Genomic DNA, 19,345 nt, shown 5'->3' with positions numbered 1-19,345 from the left:
AGCAGAGAATGACGTGCGCGCTGGAGTTGTCGGTCAGTTGCCCGATCCACAAGCTTGTGTCTGTTGTGATGAAATCGGATTGGCACAAGCCGACAGCCTGCTGCAGGTCGCAAAGTTTGGCCCCGGCGTTCAGACACTGAGTCATGGAAGCGGCGAAGTTAGTTCCGGTGCTGGACAGCTTTTGAGCGCAGAACGGATCCCCTTTGGTGATCAAAGTCCAGCCGGCATCACAAGGACTTGTTGTCTTCCAGGCAGCCAAAGCAGAGTCGTAGATTAAAGAGCCACCGTCAAAGTATCCCGCAGATACGTTCACGGGTTTTCCCTGGATTTTAGCCACAGTGGGGTTTGGGTAAGTTCCAGAAAGATCTCCTGCGGCTGTTCCTGCCGGAGACCGCGAGTCAGTAAAGCGCGGATCATTTCCGGCAGCCAGAGTGTTGGCTGCAGTTCCGACATTGGCTGTAATTACCGGGGCGGTGCTGCCGCTGGCGACAGTAATATAGGCATTGGCACTAGTGACCCCACTGATGATATTCACGGTGGTTCCGCCAGCAGAGGTCAAGCGACCTTGAGCATCTACCGTGAAGGAAGGAATCTGTGTGGCACTTCCATAGGTTCCGGCGGTCACACTGGTGTTAGCCAAAGAAATGGTGCCGGTGGATGTGATCGTGCCTCCGGTTAGGCCCGTGCCTGCAGCCACTGAGGTGACCGTGCCAGCTCCTGTCGGGATCGTTGTTGGCACCCAGTCCGTGCCGTTGTAACGAAGGACCTGACCGCTGGTTGGGGTGGTGGCCGCGACGTTCACTCCGCGCAGGCGGGTGACTTGGGTCGCTGTTGTCGTCCCGGTGACGTCGCCGGCCAAAGGCAAATTGATGGCCTGACAGTCCCAGGTGTCGCTCACAGAAGTGTAGTGCATGGTCTCGCTGGTCCCGCAAGTGGGCAGGGCCGCCTTATTCAATTTGTTGCTCAGTTCTGCATTCAGATTGCTGACGTCCGTGATGGCAATCGCCCCGGCTTTCCACTGAGATCCATCGTGCTTCAGAACCTGGCCACTGGCGCCGGTGGGTAAAGTGAAGTTCGTGCCGGTTTGATCCTGAACGCAGGTCAGGTTTGTTCCATTGGATGTCAGCGTGTATCCCGCAGCACATGTTGGCAGAGCGTTTTTAGCAAAGCCCTGAACCGTTGGATCGGCTTCGACTTTCAGGAACTGATTATAGTCTGCGACCACCGACAACAAGGCCGACATCTGGGCAGGCGTCATCGCCGGAGCTGTTCCGCCATCGACCCGCAGCAGGCTTGTGGCATTATAGTTACCCAGCTTGTTTGCTGACTGGGCATTTTGGGATTCCGTCGCAAAAGGAACTGCCTTTAATTTTTGCGCGGCAAAGCTTTGCCACGCGCTGCCATCATAGAAAGAAATACGCAAAGATCTTTCATCTGTGGCAACAGGATTAAAGAGGGCTCCACCTTTACAGGTCAGAGATGCGCTGTTAGAGACGACCTTTTCCAAAGGCATGTCACCGCTGGAATAAACCCGGGTCCCTGATCCCAGCACCAGATTGAAGCGGCCTTTGGAGCCACTCATGTCAACGTTGTTGATTGTTTCCTGGTACACCACGCAGGTGGCGTCAGGGGACAGAACCTCAAGATTGAAACTGACAGCATTTGCATCCACGGGAGTGCCGTCGGGACGAAGAATCTTTCCCGACACATGATAACCATCGGCCTTTGCGACAAAGGCAAACAAAAGCGGGATTATCAACAAAGGATAACGGACGTGCTTTGGTTTCATTCATGAATATATTCGGAGTTATTCAGACAAATCCTTAGGATTTTGACCGTATTTTAGTCGATATCTTCATTAAGAATCAGAAGGTAGCCTTGAGATGAGACAAGCTGGGTGCTTCTGTCTTCTTTCGACACAGTGGCTTCCAGTTTAAAGCCGCCAGCGGAAGTTGAAACGGCATGGCTGGCCAGGTCGGTCTTTATAAATGATTCCCCCGCAGGACTGCCCGTGCTCGGGGAGGGGGTCTGTCCTTTTAAAAAGCTGACCTGCGGGGTGACGTCGGAACATCCCGCCAAAAACAGCAACGCACTAAAAAGACTTAAAGACAGTTTAAGCATTCTTATTACTTATCGGAGGAAAGGAACTGGACTTTAGTGCATTCAGTTTTCGGGCATTTAAACAGATAAGACATTGATAAATATGGAAAGAGGAGATGATCGTGCAACGTTCAAGGACATCCTTTTGGTTTTACACATTCTGTTGCCTGGCTTCCTTCACCGCCTTTGGCTGGTATGAAGTCACTCGTCCAACCGCTGGTGCCGGCGAATATGCCTCCAGTGCTGAAGAGCAGGTGATTAAAAAGCTGCAGACCGTGAACAAATCCCTGACGGGAATTGGAACAACAGCGGCTAAAGACGACATGACCTGCACCTGCAATTTCGGCGACGTCGAAAACATGATCACGTTCGAAAAGCCGGAAAACTGCGGCCCGGACCGCAACTATCTGCAAAAGCAGTTTGAAGCTTTCAAGAAAGCCGATCCGAAAGGGTTGTTCGCCGGTGGTCGTGATTACTCCAAGACCGCGGAAATTCTGCCACGTAAGTGTGCTCTTTATATCATGAAACGTTTCTGGAAAGACCGCGCCCTGACGCCGGAAGAAAAGCGCGAGGCGGACATCGAGTTCAACCGCACGGCTCCACCGACCAATCAGCGTGAAGTCAAGGACGTGAAAGACTACAAAAAAGACCCGTGGTTGTTTGCCAAGTGTGACAAAGACACAGGCACTCCAGAGCGTTATGGTCACAAGGCCTGCGTGACTGAAAACTATGTGAACCTTGTTTATAATTCGTTGATCGACGTGGCGGACTGTCTGGAAGTTCCGGCGAAATTCATCGCGCCAAAACTTTCCAATGAAAGCGGTCTGCATGTGAATGCGTTTGGACTGGTGAATGACGGTGGTATCGGGCAGTTCACGGATCAGGCGTTGGCGGATGTGGCTCAGAACTTTGAAAACTTCAAGGGCCGTATCAACAACAGCACCAAAGAATCCTGCCAAAGACTGCGCAGCATTCCGGGGGCGGTGCCTGCGAAAGCCGAAGAAATCCTGTCTGAAGATTCCCAGCGCTGTCATGCAATCTCAACGCCGCCGAATCCTCTAAGAAGTATGGTTTATTATGGTATCTTCTATCATGCGACCAAAAGAAATTCGAATGGCGCGTGGAATCGCTCCACGGATGCCAAAAATCCGGATTTCAAAGGTGTTGAGCAGTTGATGAAAGAGGCCGGCATTGACAGCTTCGACAAAGAATCCATCAAAGAGATGATCTTTGTTATGGCTTACAATTCGGGTCCGGGTCGTCCGCCAGTGTTTTATCGTGAATGGCTGAAATACCGTATCACGACACTGAAAAAGTACCCGATCACGAAAGCTGACTTTGATATGAATTACTGGCCGACAGGGGCGCAGTTGAAAGCCAAGGCCGGCGAAGCCCGCGCCAAAGCGATTGGCAAAAAGACACCTTTGACGTTGGCTGAATACCTGTTTGCATATAAAGATTCTCTTTATATCCCGGCAGTAAAAGCGCAGGCGCGCGTATTGGATAAAGCACTAGGAGCAGGCACATGCACAGAAAACAAATTCTTGGAACTGTAATTGCGGTACTGATGACCGGTCTTTCTGTGACTGCGGCGCAAGCGGCCAAAGTGGACGTTTTTGCTGAGTTCAATAAAAAGATCACCAAGCTTGAAGGGGAGTTGAAGAAGGAAAAAGACGTGACCAAGCGTTACGACGTGTTCCTGAAAAACTATCGTGAGATGGGTGAGCTGAGATCCAAGAATCCCCGTCAGGCGGAAGAAAAAGAAATCAACATGAGTCTTTTCATGGACTCGTTGGCATTCCTGCCAGAGAAAAAAGACTTCCAGGCGTCCAAATGCAAGGACTATAAAAAGGAAGTGAATGACATGATGAAATCCTATGCAAAGGATCAAAAAGAGCCCTTTGTTGATAAGGCTTTCAATGTCGTGGACCTGATCTGTAAGTAAGCAGATTAAAAAATCACTTAATATGGTGCCTTCAGCCCTGCTAGAGATTGAAAAACATCTCGAATCATAAGATAAAAGGGGCTGGAGGTGAGCATGAAAACGATCTGGGTCTTGTCAGCAGTATTGGTCTGCAGTCTGGACGTTCATGCCATTATCCCACCGGAAGGGCTGGGGGCCGGAGAAGTTGCCATTCGCAGCAATCGCAGTGTGCGACAGCAGGTGGAATCCTACACCGAGATGCTGGAAAAAGAAGTCAGCAAAGCCAAGAACAACAAAGAACGCTATCGCGCCATGAATCGTATCGTGAGTCAGATACGCTCTCTGCGTGACAATAGCGTTCCCCAGGGGGCGCAGGACGAGGCACACATGGATCTGATGGTGTCCGTTCTGGAATCCCTTCCGTCCGAAAAAAACTTCAAGAAAAAAGACTGCGCCAAATACGAAAACGATTTGATCAATCAGTATGAGCCCACTGCCGAAGACACTCCGACAGAACCCGCAGTTCAGCCGGGTTGGAAGGTGTTAGAATCTTTGTGTCAGTAAGCGCTATGTCTAAAACGCTGGGCATTTTGATTCTTTTCTCGGCTTCGGTGGCGTGGTCTGAAACCAAATGGGACTCTGCGGGTGCCGACGAAGTGAAAGTCACTCTGGGGCCTCAGGTTTCCTCTTATCAAATCGACATTCAATCGCCAAATGACGGACCTGAAGCGCAGTTTATGCCGAACGTGGGCAGCAAAACTTATCTGGGAGTCAGTTACAGAAATTTGGGAGCTTCCATTGGTCTTAGCAATCCGGTGGATCCCTCCACCGTCGAACAAAAAGGCGAAAGCTCTGCTACGGATTTTCACCTGCGCTTTTACGGGAAGCGCACCTATGAATTCAGCTATCAATCTTATAAGGGCTATTATCTCGACAACACCGAAGCTATTAACGCCGGTTCGGCCCCGGTCGGGATCAAGTATCAGCGCAGTGATATCAGCACCCGCAATATCAGTTTCGTGATGCACTGGAATCTGCGTGAAGACGATTACAGCCTGGGTGTGGCCTTCGGTCAGGACGGACATCAGAAAGAAAGTGGCTGGTCGTATTTTGCCAGTGCGATGATTTCTGACAACAAGATGACGGGTGATTCACCGTTTATTCCTGCGGGGACTTCGGGGTTTGACAGGCTGGCAGACCTGCAGGAACTGGATCGTCAAATGGCGGGCTTGGGTGGAGCTGTCGGGGGCATCTGGGTTCGCGGACCATGGTATGTGACGGGCTTTGCGGCATTGGGCGTGGCCTGGCAGAAGGTCTATGGAAAGTTTGCGACCTCTGCCAATCTGGATGAAAGTTTCGTGGGCTATTTTTCAGATGCGAAAGTCGGCGCAGGCTACAACGGCGAACGCCACGTTCTGGATTTGCAGTTGCACTCGGACAACACGACGACGGATTTCCTGGGAGGCACGGTGGATGCCATACAAATGGAGATGCGTCTGACGTACTCTTACCGCTTCCAAAATGTGGACCTGCCCGGGCTGAATTCGCTTTCGTCGTTCCTTGATTAATTCAACGTAATCCTGTTGAGTCGCGCTCTGGAAAATCCGATAGATTTTCTAAATGCGCGTTATTGTAAAATCTTGTCTCATCTTGGTACTGTGGAGTTTTCTGTCGGGTTGCTCGATGGAAGCGTCTATAGTTTCGCTAGAGGAGTCGCCAGTTCCTCTGCGTTCCGTTTCTGGCAAGATGGCTATTTCTCCCTCTCGACAAATCAGCGCTCAGGATGAATCCGGTCAATACCGGGTGGAAGGCGTGGTGGGTGAAATCATCACGACGGACAAGTCCTATTCCGATGATGGAGTCTATCAGGCAGAAATCAACATACGCTTTCAAGCCATGTGAGGAACGTTATGGTGAAACAGCTTCTGGCGATTCTGGTGTTCAGTGTCCCTGTCACAACGGCTTGGGCCAGTGGGCCCAAGGGCATTCAAATATCCGGGCGTATTCTGGATGTGGCTTCGGAGTTGCCACTGAGTGAAGGCAGTGTGGATTTCACCGTCAAAGTTCTAAGCCCTGACAACTGTCTTTTGTATCAAGAGCAACATTTGAATAAAGATCTTTCTGCCTCTGACGGCAGCTTTGCTCTGACCATCGGTTCAGGAAGTTCTGCAGTGAATGTGTATGCGACGGCCGGGCAGGAACAAACGCGTGAAAACATTTTGAAGGTTTTTTCTAATGATTCAGCTATCGCCAACGGACTGGTGTCACAGCATCAGGGATCTGAGACCACGGTTTGTTCGGGGGCTTACACTCCTGCAGCCGGAGACATCCGCAAAGTGAAGATCGTCTTTGATACAGGCTCTGGCGGACCTCGGGCTATTTTGCCGTATCATCAAATCGGAACGGTTCCCTATGCGATGGTGGCGCAAGAAGCGGCCAAGGCTCGTGATGCCGACAAACTGGGTGGAATCGCAGCCGCAAGTTACGCAAAAATCGCAGATCTGGCGACTGAAGTTCCGAACAACGAAAGTGATCCGACAGTTCAGGCTTTTGCCAAATCGGCATTGCCGACGTGTGCGGCAGGCGAAGTTTTGAAATCCAATGGAACCAGCTTTTCCTGCGTGACTGATACTGGGGGAGCCGTTCCTGTGGCAACGGTAGCCAGCACCGGTGTTGTGCAAGTGGGCTCTGGTTTGTCAGTAAATGGCGCCGGCGTTTTAAGTGTTGGAAGTCTGCCGATTTCACAAACGACAGGATTGCAAACAGCTTTGAACGATCGTCTGCAAAAAAGCGAACTTCAGTGTGCGACCAATCAGGTTTTAAGATGGGTTTCGATCAGTGACACGTTCACTTGCTCTAATATCAGTATTACCGCCAGTCAGGTGTCTGACTTTAACACGGCTGTGGATGCACGTGTCAGTGCCGCAGATACAGCCAGCCCGAAATTGCCTTTGAATGGTGGCACGATGACGGGTGATTTGAATATGGGTGGTGAAGACATTCTGGCCATCGGTCACATCACCATGAGTGCTACAAAAACTTTACTGCTGGGGAACTTTACGCAAGTGCAGGAAGATGCACTGGTGCTGAATGCCGGGCACAAAGGTCTTTCCTGGTATAATTCAGATTTGAAAGCACTTCGTTATTATGATGGAGCAGCCAAACTAACCGTGGCGGCAAGCACTTCGGCTTGCGCTGACGGACAGATTTTGAAATGGAATAACACAGCCAAAACCTGGGACTGTTCTGCCGATTCGACGGGGACAGCGCCGGGAGACTCATCCTATGCGGCGAAGGGTCTTGTGCAGTTTGATACCAGTGCGGATACGTCGGGGATGACTGTGGCTTCCGGAGTTGCCCGAGTCAATTACGGTACAGGTGCTTATCAAATTATCAGACTTGGATCTGATTCGAAACTTCCAGCTGTAGATGGTTCTGCATTGACGAGCCTGAATGCCACCAATCTTGCGACGGGAACTGTGTCAGCTTCTGTTCTGCCAACGGCAACAGTCGCTAAAGGTGGTACGGGTTTGACGGCAGGAACTTCAGGTGGAATTCCGTACTTCAATTCAGGCACGACGATGGCTTCGTCAGCTGCACTGACTCAGCATGGTGTTGTCCTTGGCGGTGGCGCGGGGGCCTCTCCAGTAACAACTGCTGCAGGCACGGCCAATCAGGTTTTACGTGTCCCAGCAGGTGGAGGTGCGCCGGTCTTTGGTGCAATTGACTTGGCGTCGGCGGACGTTGTGGGAACTTCTGTTTTACCAATTGCAAACGGCGGTACGGGGGCTGCGACAGCAGCTAATGCTCGCACAGCTTTGGGGTTGGGAACAGCTGCGGTGGCCACAACGGGCAGTGCTGCAGGTAATGTCCCGGTTTTGGGTGTTGGCGGCATAGTGGCCAATAAAATGTGCGTATCTGATGGGACCGGCAGCGGAATTGTGTGCAACACAAATATTCCAACCGCAGGTTTGGTTGGCAGTTTGACAATGTTGGGAGCGAATAACTGCATGTGGGACCAGGCCACGACCAGCTTCACCAGTGTTACGGCCGTCAATGCGAACTGTCCGGCGGCAACGGTGACTGGATCGGCTTCGGCTCCTACTGAAGGAAAAATCCCGGCGATTCGTTTCGCCAATCTTCCGGCGGGTGACTACGAAGTGTCGTTCTTTATGTATTCTTTGTATCCGGTGGACGCCAATGTCTATTGCCGGTATCGCCTTTGGGATGGAACCAATCATTCGGGAACGGCGGGGGTGCGAGAGAGTGAAATGAGTCACCTGAAAGGGTTCTTCAGCTATGCTACTGCGCAGACGAATCTGACTTTTTATGTTCAAACGGCCACGAATACAGCCACAAAAAACTGTCGTTTGGACATGTCCATTCCGGTTGAGGATAAGCTTCAGATTTGGGTGAAGAGACTTTAGATTTTAAGTTGGCTTTAAAAGAAAAAACCCACAGTCGGTGACTGTGGGTTTTGTTTTTGCTGCTTCAGCTTCTGCGGCTGCCGCCGCGCCAGCTCTGCCGGACGAGGCCGAGCTCTGTCGGGCAGGGCCCGACTACATCTGACGTTGGCGTTTTTCAACCGCAAGGGCGGCTTCACGCACAACTTCAGACAAGGTAGGGTGGGCGTGGAAAGATCTTGCCAGATCTTCGCTGCTGCCACCGAACTCCATGCAGACGATCACTTCGTGGATCAGTTCAGACACGCTTGGGCCGACCATGTGGGCGCCCAGGATTTTGTCTGTTTTCTTATCTGCGATGATTTTCACGAAACCTTCCGTGTAGCCTTTCGCGCGCGCACGGCCGTTGGCCATGAACGGGAATTTACCCACGTTGATTTCCATGCCTTTTTCTTTCGCGAATTCTTCAGTGATACCGACAGACGCAATTTCCGGGTGAGTATAGATCACACCTGGAACTGTGTCGTAGTTCACGTGACCCGCACCACCAGCCAGCATTTCTGCCAAAGCCACACCTTCTTCTTCCGCTTTGTGCGCAAGCATTGGGCCGGCAATAACGTCACCGATGGCATAAATGCCCGGCACGTTGGTTTGATAGTGTTTATCCACGATGATGCGACCTTGAGGATCTTTTTGGATTCCCATTTCTTCACAGCCCACCCCCGCAGAGAATGGTTTGCGCCCTGTGGAAACAAGCACAACATCCGCTTTCATGGAAGATGCTTTACCATCAGTCAAAGATTCATAAGTCACTTCAACGCCATCGTTGCCAACTTTAGAACCCGTCACTTTCGTGGAAAGAAGGAAGCTCATGCCTTCTTTTTCCAGGGATTTTTTAAGCACGTTCATGCAGTCCTGATCCATCGTGCCGCCCAGACGGTTGGCATATTCGATCACCGTGACTTTGGCACCCAGACGCTGCCATACAGAACCCAGTTCCAGACCGATCACGCCACCACCCACAACGATCATGGACTTTGGAACCTGATCCAAAGCCAATGCGCCCGTGTTGGAAACGATACGTTTTTCATCGTACTTCAAGAACGGCAGTTCCACAGGAACAGAGCCGGTTGCGATTACGATATTCTTGGTCGTCAGGATTTGGGTGTTGCCGTCAGCACCTTTTACTTCCACTTTGCCAGCGGCGACGATTTTACCCATGCCGTTGAATGGAGTGATTTTGTTCTTTTTGAACAAGAAGGCGATGCCTTCGGTATTTGTTTTTACAACCTTGTCCTTGCGAGCCTGCATGGTCGGAAGATCCAAATCCACTTTGGAAACTTTCACACCGTGAGAAGCCAAGTCGTGCTGAGCGGCCTGATAGTGCTCAGAGCTTTCCAGAAGAGCTTTGGAAGGGATGCAACCCACATTCAGGCAGGTGCCGCCGTAAGTTTTATCTTTTTCAATCACGGCCGTTTTAAGACCCAGTTGAGCTGCACGAATGGCCCCTACGTAACCGCCGGGACCGGAACCAATAATAATTAGGTCAAATTGAGTGTCTGCCATGATTATACCTCTAGAAGCAATCTTTCAGGATCTTCGACAAGTTCTTTGATTTTAACAAGGAAGCTCACAGCCTCTTTGCCATCGATGATACGGTGATCGTAAGTCAAAGCCAGATACATCATTGGGCGAATTTCCACTTTGCCGTTGATCGCCATTGGACGATCCTGGATTTTGTGAAGGCCCAAGATAGCTGACTGCGGGAAGTTCAAAATCGGCGTGGAAAGCAAAGAACCGAACACACCACCATTGGTGATAGAGAACGTACCGCCACCCAGATCATTCGGAGTGATTTTACCATCACGGCCTTTTGCCGCCAGATCACGGATCGCCAGTTCAATACCAGCCAAAGACAAGGTGTCCGCATCTTTCACGTTCGGAACCATCAAACCCTTTTCGGTGGAAACCGCGATACCGATGTTGTAGTAGTTGTGGTATTCGATGTCTGTGCCGTTGATCCATGCATTGACTGCAGGGAAGTCTTTCAGTGCCTCAACAACAGCTTTCACGAAGAAGCCGTTGAAGCCCAGGTTCACGCCGTACTTTTCTTTGAACTTGTCTTTGTATTTAGAACGAAGCTCCATCACCTTGCCCATGTCCACTTCGTTGAAAGTGGTTAGTAGAGCTGCCGTGTTTTGCGCTTCTTTCAGTTTTTCGGAAATACGCTTGCGGATGGTCGTCATCGGAACAAGCTTTTTGTCGCCTTGCTTGGACGCGGCAGCGGGCAGTGCTGGAGCGCCGGCCGGCGCGGAAGCTGGAGCAGCTTTCGGAGCCGCCGCTTTCGCTGCAGGCTGAGCATCAAGAACGTCACCTTTCGTCAGGCGGCCGTCTTTTCCAGTGCCTTGGATCGCAGAAGGGTCCAGACCTTTTTCGTTTACGATTCTGTTAACAGCAGGGGACAAGTGCGCAGAAGCGTCTTTCCCGGCGGCAGCCGGCTGAGCTGCAGCACCGGCAGGTGCGGAAGCTGGAGCAGCTGCCTTTGGAGCTTCAGCCGCAGGAGCTGCTGCGCCCGCTGCTGGTTTTGCGTCTGTATCAAGAGTCGCCACTGTCGCGCCGATTTGAACAACTGCACCGGCTTCGCAGCCTGGGTTGATCGTCAAAACACCGTCGTTTTCCGCGACAACTTCCACGCTGGCTTTGTCGGTCTCAAGAAGCATAAGAACTTCATTGCGTTTTACAAAGTCGCCGGATTTTTTAGTCCAACTGCCGATGGTTGCTTCTGTGATGGATTCCCCAACCGCGGGAACTTTAATCTCTTGTTTCATGGCAACGTCCTTTTATGAAAATTATCTATTAAAAACTGCTTTAATAATCTCAGCTTGTTCAGTTCTGTGTCTGTAAACGGAACCCGTCGCCGGAGAAGATCTCTCTGGACGGCCCACGTACTCAAAGCCCAGCTTCAGGCCGGCTTTGGATACAACCTCAACAAACTTGAAGTACACATTCTGGAAGGCACCCATGTTCTTGGGTTCTTCCTGTGCCCAAACCAAAGTCTTCGCTTTAGGGTAGGACTTCAGAACTTCCGTCACCTGGGTTGCAGGGAATGGATAGATCTGCTCCAGACGAACCAAAGCCACGTTTTCTTTTTTGGATTTTTCTCTTTCTTCCAGAAGCTCGTAGTAAAGCTTACCGGAAACAAACACCACGGTGTCCACTTTGGATTTGTCGATGGTGTCAGCAATCACTTCCTGGAAGCGGCCTTTTGCCAGATCCTCGATAGAGGACACCGCGCGCGGGTGGCGCAACAGGGATTTCGGAGACATCACAACCAATGGTTTGCGGAAGTCACGGCACACCTGACGGCGAAGAGCATGATAGATCTGCGCTGGAGTTGTCAGGTTCACAACCTGCATGTTGTTCTGAGCACAAAGCTGCAAGAAGCGCTCAAGACGGGCAGAGGAGTGCTCCGGGCCCTGACCTTCATAGCCGTGTGGCAGAAGCAGAACCAGGCCGCTCATTTGCTGCCATTTGGATTCGCCCGCAGCCAGGTATTGATCGATCACGATTTGTGCGCCGTTGACGAAGTCGCCGAACTGCGCTTCCCACATGACCAGGGATTTTGGGTCGTGAACGGTGTAACCGTACTCGTAACCCATAACACCGTACTCAGACAGGATACTTTCAGCCACCAGCAGTTTTGCTTTTGGATTCAGATCCGCCAGTGGGAAGTAAGCTTTACCGGTTTTGAAATCATACATACCCGCATGACGGTGAGTGAACGTGCCGCGCACGCAGTCTTCACCGGTCAGGCGAACGGAAGTGCCTTCGGACAGCAAAGAGCCGTAAGCCAAAAGCTCGCCCATGCCCCAGTCGATATTTTCTTTGCCGGCACCCATGGCTTTACGCGCTTCCAGAAGCTTTATCAGTTTCGGATGCGGAGTGAAGTCAGCAGGGTAGCTGCCGATTTTTTCACCGATCTGTTTTAGTTTTGCCAGGTCGAAGCTTGTGTCCGCTGCTTTTTCGAAATCAGCGTCCTTGGCTTTGCGAAGTCCCTTCCAGTTGCCTTCGAACTTGAAGTTCTTAAGCTTAGGCGGGTTCTTCTTGGTGTCTTCATAGATTTTCTGCAGACGATCCATGGCCTGGTTGTACAGGTCCTCGGAAGTCTTCGCATCCACAGATCCTTCGGCCGCCAGTTTCTTGGCGAACAATTCACGCACCGTCGGATGAGTTTTGATCAGCTCATACATCTGTGGCTGAGTGAAGGCCGGCTCGTCCCCTTCATTGTGGCCGTACTTGCGGTAGCACAGCAGGTTGATGACCACGTCTTTGCCGAATTCCTGGCGATAGCGAAGGGCGATGTCCATCGCGCGCACAGCGCTTTCAACATCGTCACCGTTCACATGCAAAACTGGGGTGAAGGTCATCTTCGCGGCATCCGATGCATAACGAGTGGAACGGGTGTCTTTGCCGCTGGTTGTGAAACCAACCTGATTGTCGATGATGATGTGGATGGTGCCACCGGTGGAGTGAGAGTGAACACCGGCCATCTGCAGAGTTTCCTGCACGATGCCCTGACCGGCAAACGCCGCGTCCCCGTGGATCAGAACCGGAACCACGTTCTTTTTGCCAGAAGCGCCGATTTGGTCCTGAGCTGCACGAGCCATGCCCAAAGCCACCGCATTCACGGTCTCCAGGTGGGAAGGGTTGTAAGCCAACGTGACTTTGCAATTGCCAGTCGGCGTTTTCTTTTCAGTGACATAACCCAGGTGATACTTCACGTCGTTGTCGAAATCTTCAATCGGCTCTGCCAGTTCCAGCGGGCCATTGAAGTCACCGAAAACGTATTCTTCAGGTTTGCCGAAGAAGTTCACCAGAATGTTCACGCGTCCGCGGTGAGCCATGCCCACGTAAACTTCCTGAACCTGCTGGGAAGTGCCTTTGTTCACCAAAGCGTCCATCATAGGCAGGATGGAATCAGCACCCTCGACAGAGAAACGCTTGGTTCCCACGTAACGGGTGTGCACGAACTTTTCCAGAGTCTCCGCCTTGGTCAAAGAAGACAGAGCATCTTTCTTGTCAGCCAGGGTCGGTTTCGCCGGATTGTTTTCAAACTGCTGAGTCAGCCATTGCACTTCTTTCGGGGAAGCGTCGGCAGCCTGCAAAGAAAGAGTTCCGCAGTAAGTGGCTTTCAGGTGATTGATGATATCGCTCAAAGTGGCATTGGCTTTACCGATCACCGAACCGATTTGGAATTTTGCAGTCAGATCTTTTTCGGTCAGACCGAAGCGTTTCAGAGAAAGAAGTTCGCCCGCTTGTGGAGCGTACAGCGGATTGAGGTTTGCTTCGGTGTGTCCGTCAGCGCGATAAGCCTGGATCAGTTGGAAGACGGCCAGTTCTTTGTCGGACATTCCGAACTTGCCACCTTGAGCAAACTCAACACCTTCAAAAAAACTTTTCCATTCAACTGCCAGTGAATCTGGATTTGCTTTGAAATCAGCATAGAGTTGTTCGATATATTCTAGATTCGCACTGTTGATGCCACTGTTGCTCACGATTAACCTCAAACGTCGCATTTGGTAGTTGATTAGCGCTCGCTAATTTTTCAAAATCTTCGGGGTTTGACACGTCTTAATGCGCAGCAAAACGCCAAGCTTTTGATGTTATTTAAAACGCTGTCATGATAGCTCTTTTTCTATCCAAAATGAAGGAGTTTAAGCGTGTATAAGTTGGTGCTAATTCGACACGGCGAAAGTGTGTGGAACCAGGAAAATCGCTTCACTGGCTGGCAGGACGTAGATCTTTCTGAGAAAGGTCGAGCGGAAGCTCTAAAGGGTGGGAAAGCTCTTCGTGAAAAAGGCTTCAGTTTCGACGTGGCTTACACAAGCGTGCTGAAAAGAGCGATTAAAACTCTGAATTTCGTGTTGGATGAAGTGGATCAGGTGTGGCTTCCAGTCCACAAAGACTGGCGTTTGAATGAAAGACACTACGGAGCCCTTCAGGGTTTGAACAAAGCTGAGACTGCGGCTCGTCATGGCGAGGAGCAGGTAAAGATCTGGCGCCGTAGCTACGACACTCCGCCACCACCAATGGAGGTGAGCGACCCTCGTCATCCTTCCCATGACCCTCGCTACAAAAATGTCGACGCCAAACTTTTGCCTAGCAACGAATCCTTGAAAGACACCGTGGCCAGATTCCTTCCTCTGTGGGACGGCACGATCGCACCTGCTGTAAAATCAGGCAAAAAAGTGCTCATCGTGGCTCACGGGAACAGTTTGCGCGCCTTGATGCAGCATTTGGAAGGGATGACCCCTGATGAGATCATGGGCGTCAATATGCCGACCGGGATCCCGATGATGTATGAATTGGACGCAAACTTGAAGGTCCTGAAAAAGGAGTTCATTGGCGATCCGGACGAGGTCAAGGCGGCGATTGAGGCTGTGGCCAACCAGGGTAAGGCGAAGTAAGCCTTTTATTGCAAATTTCTTCCCAAAGCCCACCGCCTTCAGGTCGTGGGCTTTTTTTATGTAAACAAGCTAAAATTGATACAATAATTGTTCTGATCTGAGACACCTTTTGCTCTGAAACGGGTCGCTCCACACTCTGAAATCTTAAGTTTGATACGATAAATGTCGATACAAGATACAGGGAGAAACCACCGTGAAATCTTGCAGATCAAAGGGACGTACAGTCTCCAATAATCGAGGAAGTGCCTTCGTCCAAGCCCTTGTGGCTGTTGGCGTTGTCGGCGTGATGATTTACTTCCTTTCTCCTACCGTTATCAAACACCGCAGTCAGGTGACCAAGACCGCCTCCATCATCACCGCACGCTTGGCGTTGCACTCGATGGTGGATTACACGCTTTTCGGAATTCGCCAGCGTTGGTGTTTCTCTGAATCCTGGATGCAGGAAAGTTGCGGGGCCAGCACGCCTCCGAAAGCCATTGAGATTTTAAGTCACCCGCGCTCTGTGGAGCGTTTGTTGATGAAGCAGGAGTCTGTGGACTTCCTGCGTGCGATCGGTATTGCGAATCCTGAAAAAGTGCCTTTGGAAGATGGTATCAGTCAGGAAATTAACCTGGCGAGCTTTTCAACCATGCACCCGGTGTACAAGATCGTGGCTGACTTGAAGGGTTACACAGTTGAATTCATTCAAATTCAAATCACGCGTGATGTGCGCGCGGCGATTCCCGAGTATGGCCGTGAGGTCTATCTTAAAGTTGTCGTGAGACTTTTGAACAGTCAGAAGAAGGTTATTGAAGTTGGATCCAGCAAGCTTGAGACAACTTCCTTTGTCGGTGTGTACCCGCGTGAAGTGGGAAGTTTTGCCCTGCTTGTGGCCGGCGATTTACGTCTGGACAAAGAATCCGCATCCGATCTTGGGGTTGGGGGAGCCTACTTTAAGCAGCACGGCTCTCGCGAGCAGACGATCAAATATCCGGGCTTGATCTTTGAATCGCCCGTGTTTGTGAACGGCGCTATTCATTTGCCAAAGGCTCCGGATCTGTCGGTGGATATTGCTGAAGGTGACACGGTCTACACCCCAGTCACTTTCAAAGACAAAGTCATTTTGGGTTACGGTCCGATCAAGCGTGAAAATGTTGAATTCCGTCCTCGTTCGGCAGGGAATGAGGTCGATCAGTTCTGGTCCAATATCCGTCAGTTTGGTGGATTCCAAAAAGGCGTGGAAGTGGACGGGGAGCGTGACCTTGGATTGGACTATCTGTCCGGTTATGCCACAGGCTCTGGGAATCCAAGTGCCAATCTGATGGCTCTTTGTAAGCGACACGAAGATCGTAAATACAATCTGAACACCACTGCAAACAGTCAGTTGACGGGGGCATTGCTCAGTAAAAGTGGTGGCAAGTATAATTATCGTCTGGCTTTGACGGATGGTAACTTGTTCAATCCGCAGACCAAGGAAGTCGATCAACCTTCCGTTGTAAATTTCTTTGCCCGTGACCTGCTGAAGGACTGGGGTCTTACAAGTCGGGCGACACCGGTCAGTAAATTTAAAATGCGCTTTGGAAGCCTGGAGGTCGAGGGTGAAGTTCCTTTGGACGGAACTGTGACCTTGGAACCTAAAATTGACCTTCGTCCTCTGGAAAGAAGTATCGAACGTCAATTGAGTTCGGCTGAAGGTGATTTGGATGATGCCCGACGTGATTTGAATCAGGCAGCCCGTGCGGTGGAAAGAGCCCGCCGGGATGTGGACAATGCAGAGGAAGACCTGGAGAAGGCCCGCAACCGTGTGCCGGCAGATCCAGGCAGGGTTGCCAATGCCCGGTATGCCTTGCAGAGCGCTCAGAATGATTTGCGAAATGCACAAGCCAATAAAGAACGCCTAGATCAGCAGGTGGAGAACGCCGAAAAACGCGTGTCCACTTTGCGTGGCAATTTGAGTGAAGTTCGGGCGAACATGGGTATTCAGCCAAAAATCAACATCACCATGAAGAATCCGGTGAAAGCGGGTGACAATCCGGAAAACACCAATGCTTCGTTCAAGGATTTGGAAATCAAATTTGAAAACGGGCATGCGCTGGTGAACTCCAACGGGGATCGCATTCCGGTATCCTTCGAATTTGAAGCCTTTGATGTCGCCTATTATAAAGGCTACTCCATGCGACCGTGGTCCAATAACAACCGCGGGGCTCTGGTGTTCAATCCTGATGGAGGGGGCTTTGATGTGTCCCAAACATTGTTGGATTCCCGCGGTCAATCCAAAGGGGGCTTGCCGGATGGGGAGGATCCATTCGTGAATCTGGATCTGGCGTGTAAAACCTTGGGTACCAACACGTCGGCTTTCGCCGGGACGGACTGGTCCAAATCTTTTGCGCCGAACTCCAAGCATTCGTGGTCTTTCACTAATAAGTATGAGGACCGCAAGGATATTGTCTTCAATGCTGGTAACGCCTATGTGCCGGCGGGGGGCACAGGAACAGCGGTGTTCCATGTGGTTTCCATGGCCAAGACCTGTATCATTGAATCGACTGCAAACCTGGTTTCCGGGTTCTTGAATTGTGAAAAGCTCGAGATCCGCAGTCGTTCCTCCAAGCTGAGAATCATCGGTAGTATTATTGTGTCTCAAGGGATAGAGATTGATGAGCAGGCTTACAAGCACGGTATTGTCTGGAGCACAATCTATCATCCAATGGCGACATTTGAGCTTCGCCAGGCGGGTATTTTGAAAGGTCTGAATGCGCAGGATTGCACCACCATCAACCGTTATCCGGTATGGCATCCGCACCCGAGCATGCGGGATGTGGCGAATCTTTACAGATGTAATTCGATTTCGTTGCGCGCCAAGGCGGATCCATTCCGCTGGACGGCAGTGGACCCGGATTGCGGTCTGATCAACAACAGCAACTCGACGATGTGTAAAAACCGTCTGATGAGATTCTATGTTCTCGAAGTCTCCAGGGAGTCCGGCATATGATGAAAATTGCATCAAACCAAAAGGGTATGTCCATTCTGGAAGTCCTGCTGGGTCTGGCGATGATCACGCTGGTGGGGTCTTTCTTTATCTCAGGTATTCTGAGTATGAAAAAGGTCGCCATGGACAGTGGTACCAAAAACTCGCTGTATAAGCAGATCAATGACGTTATCGAAAACATCCGTCCGAATGTTCGTATGTATCAGATCAACTATTTCACGTCGGATAAAGAGCGTGAAAATGCGCTAAATCCCGGAGACCTGCCAATGGCGTGGGGGAATGGGATGATGTCGACGGCAAAAGACTGCCCGGGCTGTCCGGGGCGTTACGGCTTTGTGATTCAGGCTTATCCGGGCATGAAGGGTCTTTATCTGGTCACGGTGCGCCTGACCCACCGGGACTGGGCACAGGGTGAAAAAGCGGCGGCTGCCGGGGATGCGAAATCTTACGGCTATGTGGACTATCAATTCGTGGTGAACTCACAATGATGATCAAGAATAATCGCGGTTTGACTTTAGCAGAGATGATCGTTGGTGTGGCCCTCATGGGGATCATGGGGATGGTCGCGGCCTCTTTCTTTGTATTCACCGCCAAAACCAAAAAAGAAATCACCAACGAGATCGAAGACAAAGTTGATAATATCCTGGCCGAGCGTATGATTCTGCGTGATTTGAAATACTCAGAGCCTTCATTCAACAATGTCATTATCACTGACGACAACGGCAGACGCTTCTTCGACTATGTAGCGGATGTGACAGAGTCTGCCGTCGACAATGCGCCAAGAAAATTGACGTTGGAGGCTGGTCGTCGCAATGAATTTATTTTTATCGCGACCAATGAGAGAATGGGCGGCTCTATGATGTATGCTCCGTCCAATGCATATCAGGTTGGAAACGCGCCCGGAGATCCGTTTGTGGCGGCTTCGTTGACATTTGTTTCCTTGAATAAAGACAGTATTGTGCAGTTCTCGGATCCTCAGGGATTGGGTCGCTTCTGGCAGGTCGGGAATGTTCTTATGCTGGACACTCCTACCATGGTTCGTCAGATGACGGCGTCAGGCCCTGACTACAGCAAACCGGCAAGATCACCGATTTTCCTGGGCAGTGTGCAGGCGGCTGGGGCCACGCGTTTGCTTCCTTTGAATATCCCTGGCTTCATCAACACCACCAATCCGATGTATCCATCTGAGACAATCGGTGATGAAGATAAGTTCTTAAGGGATATACCGCCAATGGGAGGCGCAGCCCCTTTGGTGCGCTTGAAAGTTGTCAGTATTATCAAGTATTATCTACAGAAGGATTCTAAGGGGAATCAGGTCAATGTGTATCGGTCCATGTATACCGGTAGGCAGTTTGGCCCTGGACAGCTCTTCGCATCGGATGTTGCGAAAGTGGAGTTTTCCAGAAAGAGTGCTCACGATGCTTTGATCTATTTCAAAATCGTGCGCAATAATAAGAAATAAAAGGGGAAACCAAAAGGGGGCTTG

15 protein-coding genes are annotated in these 19,345 nt (G+C 50.9%); 11 read left to right on the top strand and 4 right to left on the bottom strand.

Going from position 1 to position 19,345, the window contains the following annotated elements:
- The first annotated feature begins 13 nt into the window (after positions 1–13).
- Positions 14–277, top strand: a complete 264-nt coding sequence (locus ACZ520_RS12995) for a hypothetical protein (protein WP_416480772.1) — start codon at positions 14–16, stop codon at positions 275–277.
- Between the two features lie 1,565 nt (positions 278–1,842).
- On the opposite strand, the gene ACZ520_RS12990 is transcribed toward ACZ520_RS12995, so the two are convergent.
- The gene (locus tag ACZ520_RS12990) at positions 1,843–2,121 is read right to left on the bottom strand and encodes a hypothetical protein (protein ID WP_088564661.1); all 279 of its coding nucleotides are present in this window, start codon (positions 2,119–2,121) and stop codon (positions 1,843–1,845) included.
- A gap of 95 nt (positions 2,122–2,216) precedes the next feature.
- On the opposite strand from ACZ520_RS12990, the gene ACZ520_RS12985 reads away from it, so the two are divergent.
- The 6 genes from ACZ520_RS12985 (at position 2,217) to ACZ520_RS12960 (ending at position 8,451) form a co-directional block, all read left to right on the top strand.
- The gene (locus ACZ520_RS12985; protein ID WP_088564662.1) at positions 2,217–3,656 is read left to right on the top strand and encodes a hypothetical protein; all 1,440 of its coding nucleotides are present in this window, start codon (positions 2,217–2,219) and stop codon (positions 3,654–3,656) included.
- Positions 3,626–4,045, top strand: a complete 420-nt coding sequence (locus tag ACZ520_RS12980; protein WP_088564663.1) for a hypothetical protein — start codon at positions 3,626–3,628, stop codon at positions 4,043–4,045. The genes ACZ520_RS12985 and ACZ520_RS12980 overlap by 31 nt, the downstream gene beginning before the upstream one ends.
- 93 nt (positions 4,046–4,138) lie before the next feature.
- Complete coding sequence (locus tag ACZ520_RS12975; protein ID WP_374030792.1) at positions 4,139–4,588, top strand: hypothetical protein; 450 nt, start codon at positions 4,139–4,141, stop codon at positions 4,586–4,588.
- Between the two features lie 5 nt (positions 4,589–4,593).
- Positions 4,594–5,592, top strand: coding sequence for a DUF4421 family protein (locus tag ACZ520_RS12970; RefSeq protein WP_464125964.1), 999 nt, complete (start codon positions 4,594–4,596; stop codon positions 5,590–5,592).
- 178 nt (positions 5,593–5,770) lie between these two features.
- Positions 5,771–5,926, top strand: a complete 156-nt coding sequence (locus tag ACZ520_RS12965; protein ID WP_464125962.1) for a hypothetical protein — start codon at positions 5,771–5,773, stop codon at positions 5,924–5,926.
- A gap of 8 nt (positions 5,927–5,934) precedes the next feature.
- Complete coding sequence (locus tag ACZ520_RS12960) at positions 5,935–8,451, top strand: cell wall anchor protein (RefSeq protein ID WP_464125960.1); 2,517 nt, start codon at positions 5,935–5,937, stop codon at positions 8,449–8,451.
- A 132-nt stretch (positions 8,452–8,583) separates the two neighbouring features.
- Here the strand turns inward: ACZ520_RS12960 and lpdA are convergent, their stop codons facing one another.
- Genes lpdA through ACZ520_RS12945 form a run of 3 tightly spaced genes read right to left on the bottom strand, consistent with a single transcriptional unit; the run spans position 8,584 to position 13,982 of the window.
- Positions 8,584–9,993, bottom strand: coding sequence for a dihydrolipoyl dehydrogenase (gene lpdA, locus ACZ520_RS12955; RefSeq protein WP_417868830.1), 1,410 nt, complete (start codon positions 9,991–9,993; stop codon positions 8,584–8,586).
- A gap of 2 nt (positions 9,994–9,995) precedes the next feature.
- Complete coding sequence (odhB, locus tag ACZ520_RS12950) at positions 9,996–11,255, bottom strand: 2-oxoglutarate dehydrogenase complex dihydrolipoyllysine-residue succinyltransferase (RefSeq protein ID WP_374030788.1); 1,260 nt, start codon at positions 11,253–11,255, stop codon at positions 9,996–9,998.
- A gap of 21 nt (positions 11,256–11,276) precedes the next feature.
- Positions 11,277–13,982: a 2-oxoglutarate dehydrogenase E1 component gene (locus ACZ520_RS12945; protein WP_464125958.1), complete on the bottom strand. Its 2,706-nt coding sequence runs from the start codon at positions 13,980–13,982 to the stop codon at positions 11,277–11,279.
- 165 nt (positions 13,983–14,147) lie between these two features.
- Between ACZ520_RS12945 and gpmA the strand changes: the two genes are divergently transcribed.
- The 4 genes from gpmA to ACZ520_RS12925 all read left to right on the top strand — a co-directional run bounded on the left by gpmA (position 14,148) and on the right by ACZ520_RS12925 (position 19,321).
- Positions 14,148–14,894, top strand: coding sequence for a 2,3-diphosphoglycerate-dependent phosphoglycerate mutase (gene gpmA, locus ACZ520_RS12940; RefSeq protein ID WP_041577864.1), 747 nt, complete (start codon positions 14,148–14,150; stop codon positions 14,892–14,894).
- 262 nt (positions 14,895–15,156) lie between these two features.
- Positions 15,157–17,862 carry a hypothetical protein gene (locus ACZ520_RS12935; protein WP_464125956.1) on the top strand — a complete coding sequence of 902 codons (2,706 nt, stop codon included), beginning with the start codon at positions 15,157–15,159 and terminating at the stop codon, positions 17,860–17,862.
- On the top strand, positions 17,859–18,347 hold the full coding sequence (locus ACZ520_RS12930) for a type II secretion system protein (RefSeq protein ID WP_417868825.1): 489 nt from the start codon (positions 17,859–17,861) through the stop codon (positions 18,345–18,347). The genes ACZ520_RS12935 and ACZ520_RS12930 overlap by 4 nt, the downstream gene beginning before the upstream one ends.
- Positions 18,344–19,321 carry a pilus assembly FimT family protein gene (locus tag ACZ520_RS12925; RefSeq protein WP_464125953.1) on the top strand — a complete coding sequence of 326 codons (978 nt, stop codon included), beginning with the start codon at positions 18,344–18,346 and terminating at the stop codon, positions 19,319–19,321. The genes ACZ520_RS12930 and ACZ520_RS12925 overlap by 4 nt, the downstream gene beginning before the upstream one ends.
- Positions 19,322–19,345: the final 24 nt, after the last annotated feature.

It is taken from the genome of Bdellovibrio sp. BIS2, from assembly GCF_055398295.1.
This window is presented reverse-complemented; position numbering and strand designations above follow the sequence as displayed.

Excerpts from the sequence above, each read along its gene's own strand:
- ACZ520_RS12990 (WP_088564661.1), bottom strand. The coding sequence starts at position 2,121 with ATGCTTAAACTGTCTTTAAGTCTTTTTAGTGCGTTGCTGTTTTTGGCG.
- ACZ520_RS12985 (WP_088564662.1), top strand. The coding sequence starts at position 2,217 with ATGATCGTGCAACGTTCAAGGACATCCTTTTGGTTTTACACATTCTGT.
- ACZ520_RS12980 (WP_088564663.1), top strand. The coding sequence starts at position 3,626 with ATGCACAGAAAACAAATTCTTGGAACTGTAATTGCGGTACTGATGACC.
- ACZ520_RS12975 (WP_374030792.1), top strand. The coding sequence starts at position 4,139 with ATGAAAACGATCTGGGTCTTGTCAGCAGTATTGGTCTGCAGTCTGGAC.
- ACZ520_RS12970 (WP_464125964.1), top strand. The coding sequence starts at position 4,594 with ATGTCTAAAACGCTGGGCATTTTGATTCTTTTCTCGGCTTCGGTGGCG.
- ACZ520_RS12965 (WP_464125962.1), top strand. The coding sequence starts at position 5,771 with ATGGCTATTTCTCCCTCTCGACAAATCAGCGCTCAGGATGAATCCGGT.
- ACZ520_RS12960 (WP_464125960.1), top strand. The coding sequence starts at position 5,935 with ATGGTGAAACAGCTTCTGGCGATTCTGGTGTTCAGTGTCCCTGTCACA.
- lpdA (WP_417868830.1), bottom strand. The coding sequence starts at position 9,993 with ATGGCAGACACTCAATTTGACCTAATTATTATTGGTTCCGGTCCCGGC.
- odhB (WP_374030788.1), bottom strand. The coding sequence starts at position 11,255 with ATGAAACAAGAGATTAAAGTTCCCGCGGTTGGGGAATCCATCACAGAA.
- ACZ520_RS12930 (WP_417868825.1), top strand. The coding sequence starts at position 17,859 with ATGATGAAAATTGCATCAAACCAAAAGGGTATGTCCATTCTGGAAGTC.
- ACZ520_RS12925 (WP_464125953.1), top strand. The coding sequence starts at position 18,344 with ATGATGATCAAGAATAATCGCGGTTTGACTTTAGCAGAGATGATCGTT.